At 44.2% G+C, this 16,009-nt stretch carries 19 protein-coding genes; 16 read left to right on the forward strand and 3 right to left on the reverse strand.

All coding sequences use genetic code 11. The features are described 5' to 3' along the window. The first annotated feature begins 26 nt into the window (after window positions 1-26). From DL796_RS04135 to dsbG, 5 genes are all read left to right on the forward strand, one after another. The gene (locus DL796_RS04135; RefSeq protein ID WP_110200264.1) at window positions 27-1,067 is read left to right on the forward strand and encodes a LysM peptidoglycan-binding domain-containing protein; all 1,041 of its coding nucleotides are present in this window, start codon (window positions 27-29) and stop codon (window positions 1,065-1,067) included. A gap of 133 nt (window positions 1,068-1,200) precedes the next feature. Then, window positions 1,201-2,331: a DNA-processing protein DprA gene (gene dprA, locus DL796_RS04140; RefSeq protein WP_110200715.1), complete on the forward strand. Its 1,131-nt coding sequence runs from the start codon at window positions 1,201-1,203 to the stop codon at window positions 2,329-2,331. A 97-nt stretch (window positions 2,332-2,428) separates the two neighbouring features. Beyond that, window positions 2,429-2,908 (forward strand): DUF494 family protein, encoded by a 480-nt coding sequence (locus DL796_RS04145; protein WP_110200266.1) that lies wholly within the window; start codon window positions 2,429-2,431, stop codon window positions 2,906-2,908. 252 nt (window positions 2,909-3,160) lie between these two features. Further along, entirely contained in the window at window positions 3,161-4,000 is an 840-nt protein-coding gene (locus DL796_RS04150) for a TlpA disulfide reductase family protein (protein WP_110200268.1), read from the forward strand. 11 nt (window positions 4,001-4,011) lie between these two features. Next, window positions 4,012-4,845: a thiol:disulfide interchange protein DsbG gene (dsbG, locus tag DL796_RS04155; RefSeq protein ID WP_110200270.1), complete on the forward strand. Its 834-nt coding sequence runs from the start codon at window positions 4,012-4,014 to the stop codon at window positions 4,843-4,845. Between the two features lie 142 nt (window positions 4,846-4,987). Here dsbG and DL796_RS04160 read toward each other — a convergent pair whose 3' ends face one another. Then, window positions 4,988-5,836, reverse strand: a complete 849-nt coding sequence (locus tag DL796_RS04160; RefSeq protein ID WP_110200272.1) for a hypothetical protein — start codon at window positions 5,834-5,836, stop codon at window positions 4,988-4,990. Between the two features lie 404 nt (window positions 5,837-6,240). Between DL796_RS04160 and DL796_RS04165 the strand changes: the two genes are divergently transcribed. The 10 genes from DL796_RS04165 to DL796_RS04210 all read left to right on the forward strand — a co-directional run bounded on the left by DL796_RS04165 (window position 6,241) and on the right by DL796_RS04210 (window position 13,601). Further along, window positions 6,241-6,843 carry an L-threonylcarbamoyladenylate synthase gene (locus DL796_RS04165; protein ID WP_227592960.1) on the forward strand — a complete coding sequence of 201 codons (603 nt, stop codon included), beginning with the start codon at window positions 6,241-6,243 and terminating at the stop codon, window positions 6,841-6,843. Between the two features lie 61 nt (window positions 6,844-6,904). Next, window positions 6,905-7,831 (forward strand): oxygen-dependent coproporphyrinogen oxidase, encoded by a 927-nt coding sequence (hemF, locus tag DL796_RS04170; protein WP_110200274.1) that lies wholly within the window; start codon window positions 6,905-6,907, stop codon window positions 7,829-7,831. Then, entirely contained in the window at window positions 7,831-8,133 is a 303-nt protein-coding gene (locus DL796_RS04175; RefSeq protein WP_110200276.1) for a hypothetical protein, read from the forward strand. The genes hemF and DL796_RS04175 overlap by 1 nt, the downstream gene beginning before the upstream one ends. Beyond that, window positions 8,126-9,130, forward strand: a complete 1,005-nt coding sequence (gene hemB / locus DL796_RS04180) for a porphobilinogen synthase (RefSeq protein ID WP_110200278.1) — start codon at window positions 8,126-8,128, stop codon at window positions 9,128-9,130. The genes DL796_RS04175 and hemB overlap by 8 nt, the downstream gene beginning before the upstream one ends. Before the next feature lie 41 nt (window positions 9,131-9,171). Further along, entirely contained in the window at window positions 9,172-10,068 is an 897-nt protein-coding gene (locus DL796_RS04185; RefSeq protein ID WP_110200280.1) for an AEC family transporter, read from the forward strand. A 59-nt stretch (window positions 10,069-10,127) separates the two neighbouring features. Then, window positions 10,128-10,844 (forward strand): DUF4197 domain-containing protein, encoded by a 717-nt coding sequence (locus tag DL796_RS04190; protein ID WP_110200282.1) that lies wholly within the window; start codon window positions 10,128-10,130, stop codon window positions 10,842-10,844. 97 nt (window positions 10,845-10,941) lie between these two features. Continuing rightward, window positions 10,942-11,826: an alpha/beta hydrolase family protein gene (locus DL796_RS04195; RefSeq protein WP_110200284.1), complete on the forward strand. Its 885-nt coding sequence runs from the start codon at window positions 10,942-10,944 to the stop codon at window positions 11,824-11,826. Next, window positions 11,826-12,323 (forward strand): acyl-CoA thioesterase, encoded by a 498-nt coding sequence (locus DL796_RS04200; protein ID WP_110200286.1) that lies wholly within the window; start codon window positions 11,826-11,828, stop codon window positions 12,321-12,323. The genes DL796_RS04195 and DL796_RS04200 overlap by 1 nt, the downstream gene beginning before the upstream one ends. Continuing rightward, the gene (locus DL796_RS04205; protein ID WP_110200288.1) at window positions 12,320-13,027 is read left to right on the forward strand and encodes a hypothetical protein; all 708 of its coding nucleotides are present in this window, start codon (window positions 12,320-12,322) and stop codon (window positions 13,025-13,027) included. The genes DL796_RS04200 and DL796_RS04205 overlap by 4 nt, the downstream gene beginning before the upstream one ends. Window positions 13,028-13,163: 136 nt before the next feature. Then, window positions 13,164-13,601 (forward strand): hypothetical protein, encoded by a 438-nt coding sequence (locus DL796_RS04210; protein ID WP_110200290.1) that lies wholly within the window; start codon window positions 13,164-13,166, stop codon window positions 13,599-13,601. A 107-nt stretch (window positions 13,602-13,708) separates the two neighbouring features. On the opposite strand, the gene DL796_RS04215 is transcribed toward DL796_RS04210, so the two are convergent. Together DL796_RS04215 and rhlB are read right to left on the reverse strand one after the other, a co-directional pair. After that, on the reverse strand, window positions 13,709-13,987 hold the full coding sequence (locus tag DL796_RS04215; RefSeq protein WP_110200292.1) for a hypothetical protein: 279 nt from the start codon (window positions 13,985-13,987) through the stop codon (window positions 13,709-13,711). A gap of 159 nt (window positions 13,988-14,146) precedes the next feature. After that, on the reverse strand, window positions 14,147-15,388 hold the full coding sequence (gene rhlB / locus DL796_RS04220; protein ID WP_110200294.1) for an ATP-dependent RNA helicase RhlB: 1,242 nt from the start codon (window positions 15,386-15,388) through the stop codon (window positions 14,147-14,149). 114 nt (window positions 15,389-15,502) lie between these two features. On the opposite strand from rhlB, the gene trxA reads away from it, so the two are divergent. Then, entirely contained in the window at window positions 15,503-15,829 is a 327-nt protein-coding gene (trxA, locus tag DL796_RS04225) for a thioredoxin TrxA (RefSeq protein ID WP_110200296.1), read from the forward strand. Window positions 15,830-16,009 lie beyond the last annotated feature (180 nt).

A 16,009-nucleotide genomic window follows, 5' to 3' on the forward strand; every position in this document is an offset into this window, starting at 1 on the left:
CTATCAGTAAATTACAAAGGATAGCCATGAAAAAGTTAGTTTTAGCAGCAGCTGCAACGGCAGCGCTATTATTGGGGAGCATTGCGCAGTCAGCAGAACTACGCGAAGACCATCCAGATACTTACGTTGTCAAAAAAGGTGATACCTTATGGGACATCTCGGGGCGCTTTTTAACGAAGCCTTGGAATTGGCCTGAAATTTGGCACGTAAATCCGCAAGTTGAAAACCCGCACTTAATTTATCCTGGCGATATTTTGAAGCTGGTTTATATCGACGGCAAACCATATTTAGTGAAAGCATCTAACGGCACTATTAAGTTGCGCCCTAAAGCGCGTGTGCTTTCGGAAGGCGATGCTATCACAACGATTCCGCTTGATCTGATTCGACCGTTCTTAATCGATGAAATGGTGGTTGATCCATCGTTGTTCGAAACCGCACCATACGTTGTTGCTTTAGGCGATGAGCGTGTCATTAGCGGCGGCTTTGGAGATCGCTTATACCTCCGTGGCCTAGACGCTGAAGCGGGTGCTTCTTACGGTGTTTATCGTAAAGGTAAAGAATATCGCGATCCTGAAACTAACGAGCTATTAGGTGTTGAAGCACGCTACCTAGCGAATGGTTCTATCGAAAAAGCTGGCGACCCGGCAACATTAGCGGTTAAGAAATCCAAGCTTGAAGTGTTAAAGGGTGATGTGGCGTTACCGCGCAACGAAGATCCTCTACCACCAGTGTATGCACCACGCGCGCCGGAGCAAGAGATTAAAGCACAACTGATTTCGGTCTACGATGGCGTGACTCAAATTGGCCAATATAACGTTGTGACCTTAAACAAAGGTCAGCGCGATGGCTTAGAAGAAGGTCACGTACTAACGGTTTATCAGCGCGGCAAGCGAGTGCACGATAAAGTCGCTGAAGAGCGTGGTGCCGAGGATCCATACGTAACGTTACCAGAAGAGCGCGCAGGTACCTTAATGGTCTTCCGCACTTATGAAAAAGTAAGCTTAGCGTTAATCATGGATGCAGTACGTCCTATTCACTTAATGGATGTTGCGCGCAACCCATACTAAGCATCGCTTATAAAGTGTCAGCTAACCATTGGCTAAACACTGAGCAAAAAATAGAACTGGTCTTGTTGCAAAGCAAGGCCAGTTTTTTATGGAACACTATGAAAAATACATTTTCACGATTAAAGGATTAATCATGACTAAGACAAACACCCTCGATACAGCAGAATTCCGTGCATGGCTTGCGCTATCACACATCAATATTAGTCGCGCGAAACTACAGCACTTCTTAGAGCACTACTCTTCGATTGAGCAAATTTTTGAATTATCGGAAAAGCAGTTAATACAGCTAGGCTTTAGAGAGGGCTTAAAAAAACGTTTAGAGGCGATCGATGACTCGCTGATTGAGCAGGATCTGACCTGGTTTGATAGCGATGACAAACACCTTATACCCTTTACCAGCGATGACTATCCGGGACTATTACGGGAAATTGACTCAGCACCTAAACTGCTGTTTGTCCATGGCAAAAAAGAACTCTTGCAGCATCATCAAATTGCCATCGTCGGTAGTCGAAATCCAACACCTCAGGGCAAAGATAACGCAATAGAGTTCTCGCGAACCTTAGGTAAAGCAGGAGTGGTTATCACTAGCGGATTAGCTTTGGGTGTGGATGGTTTTGCGCATAAAGCAGTATTAGATCAGGGTTTGCCGACCATTGCGGTGGCTGGTACTGGCTTAGACAGAGTATATCCAGCGAGACATAAAGAGCTAGCCCAGAGAATTGTTGAAAATGGTGCATTAGTCTCAGAGTTTGCGCTTGGCACTGGCGTTCGCGCGACCCACTTCCCCGCTCGAAATCGAATTATCTCAGGCATGAGCCTTGGCACCTTGGTGGTGGAAGCCGCCGTCAAAAGCGGCTCGTTAATTACGGCGAGACTGGCTATGGAGCAAGGTCGTGAGGTTTTCGCGATTCCTGGCTCGATCCATAATCCACTAGCGCGCGGTTGTCATTTATTGATAAAGCAAGGCGTGAAGCTGGTGGAAACGGCGGAAGAAATCATCGAAGAGCTTGGCGCACTAGCAACTTGGCAAACTGAGTCCCTAGGAGAAAATAAATCTGACCAAGCCTCAGAGCCTGCTGAGTTTGAGTTAGATCAGGAGTATCAAGAGCTTATCGAACAAATCGACTATGAACCAACCTCGATGGATAAAATACTTGAGCGCACAGGGCTTGAAATAGATGTGGTCAGCCACATGTTATTACTGTTAGAATTAAATGACCATATTGTGAGTGTCGCTGGCGGATACCAACGCCGCAAAAGCTAAAGAAGCGATCCCTTTAACGACGCAATCTATTAGCAACGCTTAGCAAGTGGCAAAGTGGCTTTAACGGCGTTTCATACGCCTAACCGATGAGAGTCCAATGAAAGAAGACGTACTAGACGTACTACTTTATATCTTTGAAAACTTCCAAGACGAAGACAGCAGCCATATTCTCGCTAACGACAACCTCGTAGAAGCGCTAGAGGACGTCGGTTTTACTGATGGCGAAATTAAAGGCGCGATCGATTGGTTAGATGGTTTGGTTTTAGCAACCTCTGAAACCTTTAAGCCAAGCGCAGAAGCCGATCAGTCGATTCGATTATTCTCAGCTCACGAGCAACTGGTGCTTTCGCCGGCGGTACAAGGTGCGATTATGTACTTTGAGCAGCGCGGTATTTTAGATGCCCACGCCCGAGAGATGGTGATCGATCGCATGACTGCCTTAGGTCAGCAAGAAGACGAAGAAGTAGCATTAGAACGCCTACGCTGGGTGGTGATGATGGTGCTCTTTAACATGCAAGATCGCGATGCTGAATTTGCTTGGGTAGAAAATCTCGAAGGTGGTGCTCGAGCGCATTAGTGACAGGTAATTATAGACTAGCTCACTGGTGCTTGGGGCCATAACTACAGCGGCAATAAGCCGTCTATTAAAACCAGCCTATTAACTAGGGCTTAAGACCTAGTTATATAACTCCCCCCTCTTCTTTATGTAAACTTACCGCGATTTACGCAACTTTACACAAATTTAGCTCTATTTAGCGATTATTTGACGTACAATTCGTTACACATTGAATTGAAATGTTCATTCAGCGTAACGAGTGCATAAATTAGCGTGTTAACAATTTCCATAGGCCCCTTGAGCCTTCCTTTTGATCGATTTTTAATCCTAATAAGTTTTGCCATAGCAATGCTTGTGGGCTATATCGCCAGTCGAAAGAATAATGAACCGGAAAGCAAAAGTGTCGATGGTCAGCTAGCCAGCGTTTTTATCATCGCTATGATAGTGGCTCGTCTAATTTTTGTGGTGCAGTACTGGCAAGAGTATAGCGCAAACTGGCTTTCTATCATCGACATTCGAGACGGTGGATTTAACGTGTGGGCCGGCTTGATTGCATTATTGCTGATGATTGTTTGGTACAGCTGGCGCGAACCGAAAACGCGAAAGCCTTTTCTTGGCGGTGCGGTCGCTGGCTTTTTAGTCTGGTCGCTCGTTAGCGTGGGTCTTTGGGCGATAGAAGACACCTCGCAGCGATTGCCAAAACTGGTCGTGTCGGAATTAAACGGCCAATCTATCGAATTGAATGACATCGAAGCGGGTATACCTCGAGTGATTAATCTTTGGGCCACCTGGTGCCCGCCTTGCCGTCGCGAAATGCCGGTGTTACAGCAGGCACAACAGGAAAACCCAGATACGGGAATCATCTTTGTTAATCAAGGCGAGCACCCTGCGGTGGTAGAGCAATATCTACAAAAAGAATCATTAAATCTGAACAATACAGTGATGGATACTAAAGCCATGCTAGGGCAATTAGTGGGCAGTCGAGCGTTACCGACCACACTATTTATCAATGCAAAAGGTGAGCTAGTAGACGCACACTTAGGTGAGTTGTCTCGCGCATCGCTAGCGGCAAAACTCGAACGACTGAAACAGTCGGAAATAAAAAATCAATAAGGTACTAAGTAATGAAGTTTATAAAGTTGATCAGCGCATTAGCATTAGTCGCATTAAGCGCCTGCTCCAATGAAAAAGAAGAAAAAGGGACAGAAAAAGCGATTAAAGCCAACCAAGAACAAGGCGCATTAGAGCGCGCGAAACAATATCCGGCGCCTGTCGAAAGCATTATCGATCAGGGCGTTGAAATCATAGATACCTTCGATGCACCAGCGGGCATGATGGGCTACGCGGGTATGATGCGTGGTCAACCGTTAGCAATCTACGTCACCGAAGACAAGAAATACGCCATTGTAGGCTCTTTAATCGATGCCGAAGGGAATAATTTAACGGTTGAAACTATGGATAGCCTAGTTGAAGGGCCGCGTATGGAGCGAGCGTGGAAAGAACTCGAAAATAGCGCCTGGGTGGCCGATGGTAGTGATGATGCGCCAGTCATTATTTATACCTTTACCGATACCAACTGCCCTTACTGTCATAAATTCCGTGAAGCCGCTGATCCTTGGATTAAAGCAGGCAAAGTCCAATTCCGCCATATCGTCGTCGCCATTCTCCGTAAAAGTAGCATGGACAAAGGCGCCACAATCTTAGGTAGCGAAGATCCAGAAGCCATGATGGATAAACACAACAAGCAGTTTTCGCAAGGCGGCATCGAAGTTGACCAAGAAGCTGTAGAAAAAGGCCAAGTTAGAGTCCAGCTCAATACCAACATGATGCAACGCCTAGGTTTCGGCGCAACCCCGACGTCCTTCTACAAAGATAAAGACGGCAAAATCCAAAGCGTACAAGGAATGCCACAAGGTGAAGTCTTAGAGAAAATGATGGGAAGTCCTAAGCCGGAATAGGTTTGGTGTAGGACTGCTCTAATATTGATGAAAGTTGGGGGAAAGGATAACCCCAACATTATTAATCTTTTCTAGGTCGTCTTGCTTAATTTAACCTTGTTAATAATAAGCAATGATAAATTGATCTACTCTGAGCCATTTGCTAGAGGGCATCTGCGACTTCCCAGCCTTTATTTGTGAGCTCGAACACTTCTCCTTTGAAACCTCTAGCTGTTACAAGCCCAAGGTTTAAAAGTTCGTCTAAGGCAGCTTCCCATTTAGCTGCTTCGCGGCCGCGTTCGCCACCGAATGACTCGCCACCAGCCTGTATTACTCGCCCACCAATGTAAGCCATTTTAAGTATTGTTCCATCATCACGGCTGGAGGCCGATCTCAAAAGAGTTTTGGCCTCTTGGCTTAATCGGTATTGTTCATTCTGCTGTGAACTTTGATCAGAGTTGGGTGTAACTTCATCTTTTGTAGCAGATACCAAGCCGCGTAAGTATTCATTTTTAGAAAGGCAAAGCTGGAGTTGTTTTGAGAGTTTTTTCTGGAACTCTTCAAGGTTGTCATAGGTTTCTATCAGTCCCTGAGGCATCCATTTTTGTTTGATTTCTTGGACTTTAGCAAACTGCTCAGTGTCAATGCTCTGGGGTGCTACAGGCTTGGAAGAAAAATAAATCATCGCGGGCTTTCCAGCTGCGACATGCTCTTCAATTTCTTCGACGGTACCACTTGAAGATTTTCCTGTTGGCGTACCTAAACGAGTCCAAAACACACCGATGAGTAAATCACAGTTTTTAAGTATGCGTTTATTGATTAGCTCTTGAGGCCTAGCCCCCAGCTCTGGGGACGAATGAGTTTCCCAGCCAATTCCAGAAAGCATAACATTAGAATTTTCGGCATTTACATCATTCCAATCATGAATAATATTTCGTATGAGTTCTCGTTCCTCTGCCACATCGCCTGGTGAGGCGATCATCACTGGAATTACAGTAGCTTGATATGCCATTAAACTCTCCTATGCTCTCTAGCATAAAAATACCCGAACTCGCTTGTAACGTATTAATTTAGCTTAGGTTAAATTTAAATACCCAAAAGTGTTTAATACCCTAGCAAGGGCGTTTCTAAAGTGGGGTATTGTTATCGTGTTCGATAATAAATTTCGATCCTTTAAGTACTAAACGGCAATTTTCCTACAAGCTAATCCGTGTTTTCTTATTCTTTATTTAATAATTGTTCTCTAAGATTACTGTAGGTCTTTCATATAGTCAAAGAAGCAGCGTAAGAGCGTTCTAAATACTTAGGCGATGTGTTGCTAAAGTGGCGGATTACAAGGTTAATTAAGCGAAAAAGCCTTGCATTTTAACGCTGAGGTGGCTTAACTTAAGCGCTAACCTTTACTACTCAAAAAAGATGAATCAATTGGCCTACGTTAACGATTTTCAGATCAAACGTGCCGTCAACCTGATGGAACAAGACGGTGTTATCGCCTATCCGACTGAGGCGGTATTTGGTTTAGGTTGCCTTCCCTTCTCGACCGACGCTATCGAGCGTATATTGCAGATTAAAAATCGTCCTTGGCATAAAGGTTTAATCCTTGTGGCGAGCGATATTACGCAAATAGAACCTTTCGTCGATGAAAACTACCATGATTTACTAGCGTGTTTTGAAGAGGTGCCTTTTTCTGATGAGAGTCATCTAAGTGATCCTGATCAGCCGGTAACTTGGCTTCTGCCTAAAAGTGATATCGTGTTGCCATTGGTTTGCGGCGATCATGAGAAAATCGCGATTCGTTTGTGTAAGCACCCTATCGTCCAGGCTTTGTGTGACGAAGCGCAGTCAGTCATTGTTTCAACTAGCGCTAATCGTGCGGGCTATCCTGAAATGAAGCGGACGGAAGAGGTGCGCAATAAGATGTCGCAACAACTGGATATGGTGGTATCTGGTGCGGTTGGCGGTTATGATCGTCCATCTAAGATTATTGATGCGCAAACTCAGCAAGTGTTGCGAGCTTAAGCGTAAAAGCGGTAATCAATCCAGTTAGCTAATACAACTCGATGACGCAAAAAGAGGTGGTATGCAAACCATTGATATTGAAGCAGTTAAATCCTATCTGCTTGGTTTACAAGAAGATATTTGTCGCGAATTAGCCAAAGAAGACGGCGAAAAAGATTTTATTAAAGACGAGTGGCAGCGCGCACAAGGTGGTGGCGGTTTAACCCGAGTTATGGAAAATGGCGCAGTCATCGAAAAAGGCGGCGTCAATTATTCTTATGTCGAGGGCACTAACATGCCTGCTTCTGCTACGGCTCATCGACCTGAGTTAGCTGGCCGAAGCTTTAAGGCCATGGGCGTATCGCTGGTGATTCACCCGAAAAACCCTCATGTGCCAACTTCACACATGAATGTTCGCTTTTTTGTCGCCGAAAAAGAAGGTGCTGAGCCGATTTGGTGGTTTGGTGGTGGTTTTGACTTAACGCCTTATTACGCCAATAAAGAAGACTGTCAGTTTTGGCATCAGGTAGCAAAAGATGCCTGCGACCCCTTTGGTGCCGAGTGTTATCCAAAATATAAGAAGTGGTGCGATGATTATTTTTATATCAAACACCGTGATGAACACCGTGGTATTGGTGGTTTGTTTTTTGATGATGTAAATACTGATAGTACAGATTGGGATTTCGAGCAGTGTTTTGCTTTTATGCGCTCGGTGGGCGATCATTACATCAAGGCTTATCAGCCGATACTCAATAAACGTAAGGGTTTGCCTTACACCGAAGAGGAGCGTGACTTTCAGCTCTATCGCCGCGGGCGTTATGTGGAGTTTAACTTGGTTTGGGACAGAGGCACTTTGTTTGGCCTACAAACCGGCGGACGTACCGAGTCAATATTGATGTCTTTGCCGACTACGGTGAACTGGCGCTATAACTGGCAGCCAGAAGCAGGCACGCGTGAGGCTGAATTAACCGAGTATTATTTAAAACCTCAAGACTGGGTTAATGGATAATGAAACTGTGTTGGGCATTGTTGTTTCTAGTGTTCAGCGCTGCTTTGTGGCTAACTTTTTATTATTATCCCTTATCAGGGGTGTACACCATTGTCGCGCCAGCAAAGCTGTTTGATTTATTGGGTGCAAATTTAGTTACAGAGCCAAGGAGTGAAGCAGATAGAGCTCAGGTTGTGGTGGGCAATCACTTTTATTATTACATTATCCCCTTCTGGGTGTGTGTAAATGGTGTGGTTGCGTGGTTACTATCGAAACTTATCGTTGGGCAATTTAATAAGCGTAAAAAGGTTACATATGAATAGTGGTTTTTTCCCAAGCCGTCGTTTACGACGCATTCGTGCACAAGCTTTTAGCCGTGATTTAGTTCGTGAGTCGAGCTTGTCGGCGAAGGATTTTATTTATCCAGTTTTTGTGCTTGAAGGCGAGAATAAAAAAGAAGCGGTCGCTTCGATGCCTGGCGTTGAGCGTAAGACTTTGGATTTACTGTTAGAAGAGTGTGCCGAGGTGGTTGAGCTTGGCATTCCTGCAATTGCGCTTTTCCCTGTGGTTGGCCAAGATAAAAAATCGCTAGATGCCGAGGAAGCTTATAATCCAGAAGGTTTAGTGCCAACGGTGGTGAAAGCGATTAAGGCGGAGTTCCCACAACTCGGCGTAATGACCGATGTGGCGCTCGATCCTTATACCTCGCACGGCCAAGACGGGATCGTTGATGATGAGGGTTATATCCTTAATGACATTACCAAAGATGTGCTAGTCAAACAGGCGCTTTGTCATGCCAATGCTGGCGCTGATATGGTGGCGCCATCGGATATGATGGATGGCCGAGTCGGTGCTATTCGTGAAGCTTTAGAAGCTGGCGAGTTCGTCAACACCATGATCATGTCTTATGCCGCGAAATATGCTTCTAACTATTACGGACCATTCCGCGACGCAGTCGGTTCGGCAGGGGCTTTGGGTAAGGCTGATAAAAAGACTTATCAAATGGATCCCGGCAATACAGACGAGGCGTTACACGAAATTGCGCTGGATATCGAAGAAGGAGCTGATATGGTTATGGTTAAGCCTGGTCAGCCTTACTTGGATATTGTGCGTCGAGTAAAAGACGAATTTAAGATGCCGACCTTTGCTTATCAAGTCAGTGGCGAATACGCCATGATTAAAGCTGCGGCGCAAAACGGTTGGCTTGATGAAAAGGCCATCGTTTTAGAGTCGCTACTGGGCTTTAAGCGCGCGGGCTGCGACGGCATCCTAACCTATTTCGCTAAAGATGCTTGCCGTTATTTAAAGGAATCAAGCTAGAGATTTGTACTTAAATGCTATAGAAGGCTAAGAGAGAAACTTTGACCGTCATATTAAACGCTATTATACCTGTCGCCCTGGTCGTGTTGATTGGTGTAGTGTTGGTGAAATGGCGGTTAGTTCGAGCAGAGTTTTTTGACGATCTCTCGAAAGTGGTTTTCAAGGCTTTTATCCCCGTTTTCCTATTCGTGAATGTTTATGAGACGGGTTTAGAAGATATTGGAACCACCCTCTTCGCCTACTTCACGCCAGTTTTAATCGTTTTTGTGATTTTGGCGTTGACCATGAGTCACCGCATCGCTTTAACCTCGACTTTTTCGAATAATGTTCTAGTCGGCATCCCCGTTATACTGTCAGTCACTGGGCAAAAAGGCTTGGTGATTAGTTTAGCGGTAATTTCGGGGCACAGTTTAATCCTCTTCAGCACCTTCTTTTTGTTCTCGACCCGCGTTAACGTTACGCCATCGAAATTTAAAGCGACCCTTGGAATTTTCAGTAACCCCGTCATCCTAGGTGTGGTTTTAGGATTGCTTTTTAACCTGTTCGAAATTCCCATCCCGACTCAGCTCTTCACGCCGTTACAGATGGTGTCGGACGCTGCCTTGCCACTTGCTTTAATTATATTAGGGAGTTCATTGGCCAACATTCGAACCATAAGTCGCTCAGTGATTAAGAAAACGGTTTTAGTCTCTTCTATCAAACTACTGCTGATCCCCTTGGTGGTGTTTGGCTTTGGTTACTGGGTTATGGGGCTTAATGAAACCTACTTATTATCGCTGACGATACTGGCAGCTTGCCCTACTGGCATCAGTATTATGCCTTTTGTTGAGGCGGTGGAAAGTGATCGTAAGGTTGCGCACAACACCATAGCGTTAACGACTCTATTGTCGGTTATTACAATTCCGACTACGATATGGATAGTACAAACGCTGCATTAAGCTGAGATACTGATGAGAAGTGACTCAGCAGGCAAAACTTTAGCAGACCGAGGTATCGCATGAAGATTATAAAAATCGCAATAACCACAGTATTAGCGGCATTGGTTTTAACCAGCTGTAAAACCACAGACATTAACCGCGTGTTAGAAGGCTTAGGCGGCAATCAACAGCTATCCAACGAAACGGTGGTGGCTGGATTAAAGCAGGCGCTCGAAGTCGGCACTAAAAATAGTGTCAACAGCACCAATAAACCTGGTGGTTTTAGTAATAATCCATTGATTAAAATCGCGGTTCCTGACGAACTGGATAATGTTGCTGGGGCCTTGCGTAAAGTGGGCTTGGGCAGTTATGTGAATAATTTTGAGCGCCAAATGAATCGTGCCGCAGAAAAAGCATCGGGTGAGGCTAAAGATGTCTTTATTGGTGCCATTAGTTCGATGTCGATTTCGGATGCTTGGGGTATCTTGCGCGGTGATGATAATGCTGCGACTAACTATTTCCGCGAAAAAACTCAAGCAAGCTTAGAGCGCCGTTTCCAACCGATTATTACCAATAATATGGAAAAAGTTGGCTTTTATAATGATTATAAACAATTGCTAGGGGCCTACCAAAAGCTGCCGTTCACAGAAAAGCCTAACATGAACATTGAAGATTATGTCATGGACGAAACTCTGGATGGCCTTTTCACCCTAGTCGCTCAGGAAGAGAAAAAGATACGTGACAACCCCGTCGCCAGAACCACAGAGCTACTACAAAAAGTCTTTTCTCAGCAGTGATTACAGGCATAGCTTGATAGCGAAAGGTCACTGGTCTGGCCTTTCGCGCAAAAATAAGGTATCAATAGAGCCCTACAACAATAATTAAGGTGTTTCTGTGAATTACCATGTCTCTACGATCAGCTTTGAAGCGGCCGACGGCTTTGAGTTAGCTGCTTGTGTCTATACACCGCTAGCGAAGACTGCTAACAAGAAAGTTTTATTGATAGGATCTGCTTTTGGCGTGCCTTATCAGTATTACAAGCATTTTGCAGGTTATCTGGCGGAGCAAGGGATTACAGTGGTCAGTTTCGACTACCGAGGTATTAGCCACTCGCAGCAAGGGAATATGCCCACCGAAGAAATCTTGATGCAGCACTGGGGAGAGCTAGATCTAGAAGCTGCAATTCAGTTTATTAAAAGCACCTACTCGCCTGAACAGCTGTACTATATGGGGCATAGTGCCGGTGGACAGATAATAGGCTTGTCGCCTTCAAGTCTCGAATTCGATAAAGTCATCATTGCCGCTAGCGGCGTGGGTTCCTGGCGCTTGTGGCCCGGCCTTCAAAAGTACGGATTAGCTGCAATTTGGTACCTGGTGTTCCCTGCGGTGATGTCTGTGCAGTTTGGAGACTTTTTTAAATCGCGCTTTCTTGGGCCAACGCCAGTACCGAAAAATGCGGTGAAACAATGGCTGCGTTGGGCGCGTTCGCGCGAATATTTATTCACGCCAGAGCACGGTATCGATACACAGGGCTACCGGAATATAGATGCAGATATCTTAGCGCTAACCATTAGTGACGACTGGTATGCTCCGTCGCAAGCAAGGGATGGACTGCTAAAACATTACCCGAAGTGTAAGCAAACCATCCTCAATATTACTCCCGCTTCGATCGGGGTGAAAAAAATTGGACACTTTGGTTTGTTTAAGAAAAAGCAGGAAATCGAACAAGGAATATGGCAACCTATAGCTAATTTTTTAAATCAAAAGGAAGGGCTTTGATGTCTGAACGCGAGAAAAAAACCTCGGAAGCAATAGAAACATGGAACTTTGTTTTTCCAAACCAAAGCAACCCTTATGGCAATATGTTCGGTGGAGAGCTGCTCGCCATTATGGACTCCACCGCTGCCTTAGCCGCGATTCGATACTCAGGACGCACAGTGTCGACAGCTTCAGTAGAGCGAGTTATCTTTAAGCGACCAATTTTTGTTGGCGATAGAATTAAAACCGTCGCCAAGGTGGTGCTAGTTGGCAGAACCTCGATGATGGTACGCACAGATGTATTTGTCGATAAAGGTGGAGAGGAAGGTGATGTTTTAAGTACTACTGCACACTTCACATTAGTGGCTTTTGACGAAGAACGAAATACCGTTGAGATTCCAGAATTGATTATCGAAACTGACAAAGAGCGCAAACACTTCGAACTTGCAGAGCAGATCAAGTCGCATGTAGGGCGCCGCGAAGGACGAATTAAAAACGTCGTGGAGAAATGGAAATGATAAAAAAGATAGGGTTATTCATTGTATTACTTGGGTTAACTAGTTTTACTGCAGCGAAAGAAGTCACTATTGGTGATGTGACTATAAACTTACCTCTGCAAGAAGGGTTTGTTGAGCTCCCTGAAACACATTTCTACACAGAGTTTATGCAGGACTTTACGCCACAAACGAATGAGTTGTTGGTGATACAGGCTCCTAAAGATGAGCTAACGCAAACTTTGGAGATGAAAGCTGAACAGTTTAGTAAAAGCATCGTGTTTCAAACTTTTAAAGGCACTAAATACCGCCAAGTTTCGAAAGCAGAGTTTGGTCAAATTAAAGACTTCATGAAACAAAACTTTGAGCAAATCAGTGAAACACTAAGACAGAGAATTAATAACGAAATGGATGCCTCGTCAAGCAAGGTATCCAATAAATACGATGTCGATGTGGCTTTATCGATTACGGATATGGTGCCATTGGAAATTTTCGCTGAAACAGAAAATCATTACGGCTCAACTTACTTGATGAAAAGTAGTGTGGCTGTCGATGGTGAAGCAGCAGATAATGATAATATATTAATGGCAATTAACGTAATGCTAGTAAAAGGAAAAATTATATATTTGTATGTGTATAGCGCTGATGAAAATGAAGAGAGTCATCAGCAGTTAGTAAACTTAGCGAAACTAACAGCCGGGAGAGTTAAGGAAAGCAATAAAAACTAACTGGGAAAGTGAGAGATGCTTAATAAAACAAGTAGTTTTTACAGAAATTTGCATAATATTGAAGTTGCAAAATTGATGTTTAATATGCGATGCGACATGCTAACAAGACAAACTATTAAGATTTGAGGTGTGGAGTATGAAGAAAATAATTAGCTTAATTATAATTTCAGTCTTTGTTGCAAACTCAACCGGTTGCGGGACTATTTTACATCCAGAGCGTAAGGGTCAAGTTGACGGTCGAATCGATCCTTCAATTGCAGTGCTTGATGGTATTGGACTATTGTTTTTTCTTATTCCTGGCGTTATCGCTTTTGCAGTTGACTTTAGTAACGGAACAATATATTTACCTGGAACTCAAGGGAGTTTAGACATGAACTCTGGGGTTAGGGAGATTCACTTTGAAGGTAAATTGGATGTCCAGAAACTGCAAGACATTTTAGAGCGCGAGACAGGAAAAGAGGTTAAAGTCACTGCGCCGGAGGCTTATGCAATCAAAGCCAAAAGTTTGGAAGAAGCCAAAATAAGAGTTGCGGTGTCTAATAAGGTTTTAGATGTAATGGTTGCAGCTAAATAAGTTCCTTTCATCAAGAAACTTGAAGAAAGTTTAGTAAAGGAAATGAAGTCTTTAAGAAGTTAATAAAAAAGGTCGCACGTGCGACCTTTTTTATTAACTAGCAAGAACTATCTTGAAGGAGGCGCCATTCCACTTCTTTTCATTCTTTCTACTTCTTCTCTATCACGCTGCTGTTTTAGTGCGTATTCTTCTTTAGTCCAGCACTGCAATTTTTTGAAGTTTGTACCAACGCGGTGGGTTTTTTGACAAATAACCTTAGGTTTATCATCCTCTTTGTCCGCAACTTGTTTTGTTGGCTCGCTGGCTGTAGATGCAGTTTGAGAGTTTGTAGAGGCGCAACCGAAGATTATTAGTGAAGCTCCTAACATTATTAACAACTTATGCATAGATATTTTCCCTTTGCTTAACATTGAAAATTCACACTATCAAACTGTTAAATAAATTCAAATTGAGACTTGTTAAAATTTGTTTTATGTGAGCTAGTTCACACTGTGGCGGCGAAAAGAAAATTGATTTTATGAGGCCGCAGGAGCGACCCCATAATACTAATGCTTCGATTGACGTCTTTGTGTGGGGTGGCGTCGCTTTTGTTTAATTGGTATCGATGGTTTTAGATCTGCAAGATATTCAGGCTTTATGTCGAGTTTAGGTAACTCATGGCCTATGTATTCTTCAATTGCAGTAAGGTTCATGGCGAAGTCTTCGCCTGCAAAACTTACGGCATCACCCTCTGCGCCGGCTCGAGCTGTCCGACCAATACGGTGTACATAATCTTCCGGATCGTCTGGCAAATGATAATTAAAGACGTGCGTAACATCGTCAATATGCAAACCACGTGCAGCAACATCGGTGCACACAAGCACATTAACCGTGTTATTTTTAAGGTCATCAAGGAGTTTTAAGCGTTTCTTCTGATGCACGTCCCCAGTCAAAAGACCAGCTTCGATATCATTGCCCCTTAAGCAGGCCCAAACATGCTCCGCTGCGCGCTTAGTGTTGGTGAAGACGATAGTACGAGGTGGTGAAAGTCGCTGCATTAACCCGACCAGCAGCGGCAAGGCTTCATCACGGCTTGGGTAAAATAAAGCTTCACGGATTTTCTTCGCGGTGACTTGCTCGGCTGCAACCTGGATATGTTGCGGGTTATGCATATGCTCGTAAGCCAGCTCTTGGACGCGATGAGATAGGGTTGCTGAGAACAGCATATTCAAGCGATCATTTGCAGGCGGCATGCGACGGAACATATAGCGAATATCTTTGATAAAGCCTAAGTCAAACATGCGATCCGCTTCGTCTAAAACGACACTATCAATAGCTTCGAGGCCATAAGCATTCTGCTTTAAATAGTCAATTAAGCGGCCTGTGGTGCCGATCAAAATATCCACGCCTTTTTCCAGTTGAAGGCGTTGTTTTTGATGATCTTCACCCCCATATACTACTCGAATCTTGAATTTTGTATGCTTAGCAAGCTTCAGAGCATCTTTAGCAATTTGTACGGCCAGCTCGCGAGTTGGCGCCATGATGATAGAGCGAGGTTCGTTAGCACGACGACCATCGATTTCAGGTAAGGTCAACATGTCGTTCATGACCCCCAATAGAAATGCGATGGTTTTACCGGTACCGGTTTGCGCTTGCCCAGCAACATTCTGCCCTTTTAGCAATAATGGCAGTGTTTTCGCCTGAATTGGCGTGCAGTACTGGAAACCAAGGTCATTAATTGCCGAAAGTAGTTTCGGATGTAAGCCTAGGTCGCTAAAACGTATGTCGGATAAATGTGATTTGTCCATCTATTATAACTTTTTACCATTGGATGCTTGCAAAATTGCAAGTCATTGTATCAAATAGAGCCATTGTGCGTCTGATAGCTACTGAGCGCAAGTGAATTAGCAGGAGAAAATTGAATGAGTGACAAAATTGTATACCTTAGCGATGCGACTTTTGAAGAAGAAGTCTTAAAGTCAGATGGCCCAGTGTTGGTTGATTATTGGGCTGAATGGTGTGGTCCTTGTAAGATGATTGCACCTATCTTAGACGAAATCGCTGAGTCTTATGAAGGCAAAGTAAAAGTTGCTAAGTTAAACATCGATGAAAACAACGAAACGCCGCCAAAATATGGTATCCGCGGTATCCCAACATTAATGTTATTTAAAGACGGCAATGTTGAAGCGACTAAAGTAGGTGCTGTTTCGAAATCACAGCTAATGGCGTTTATCGACAGCAACATCTAAGCTGAGATCGAGTAGTAACGACATAAAAAGAGGCTTCGGCCTCTTTTTTGTACAATAGATGCAAAATTAACCACTTCAAGCGCTAGACAGCACTAACATCAAGTGCTACATTTAACCTTGCTGAATACAGCGTCCAAAAAAAGCCCCCGGGCAACTCCGTTTCTATTCCAAACACTAATT

The sequence above is a fragment of the Kangiella spongicola genome (assembly GCF_003194565.2).
Taxonomy (GTDB): Bacteria; Pseudomonadota; Gammaproteobacteria; order Enterobacterales; family Kangiellaceae; genus Kangiella; species Kangiella spongicola.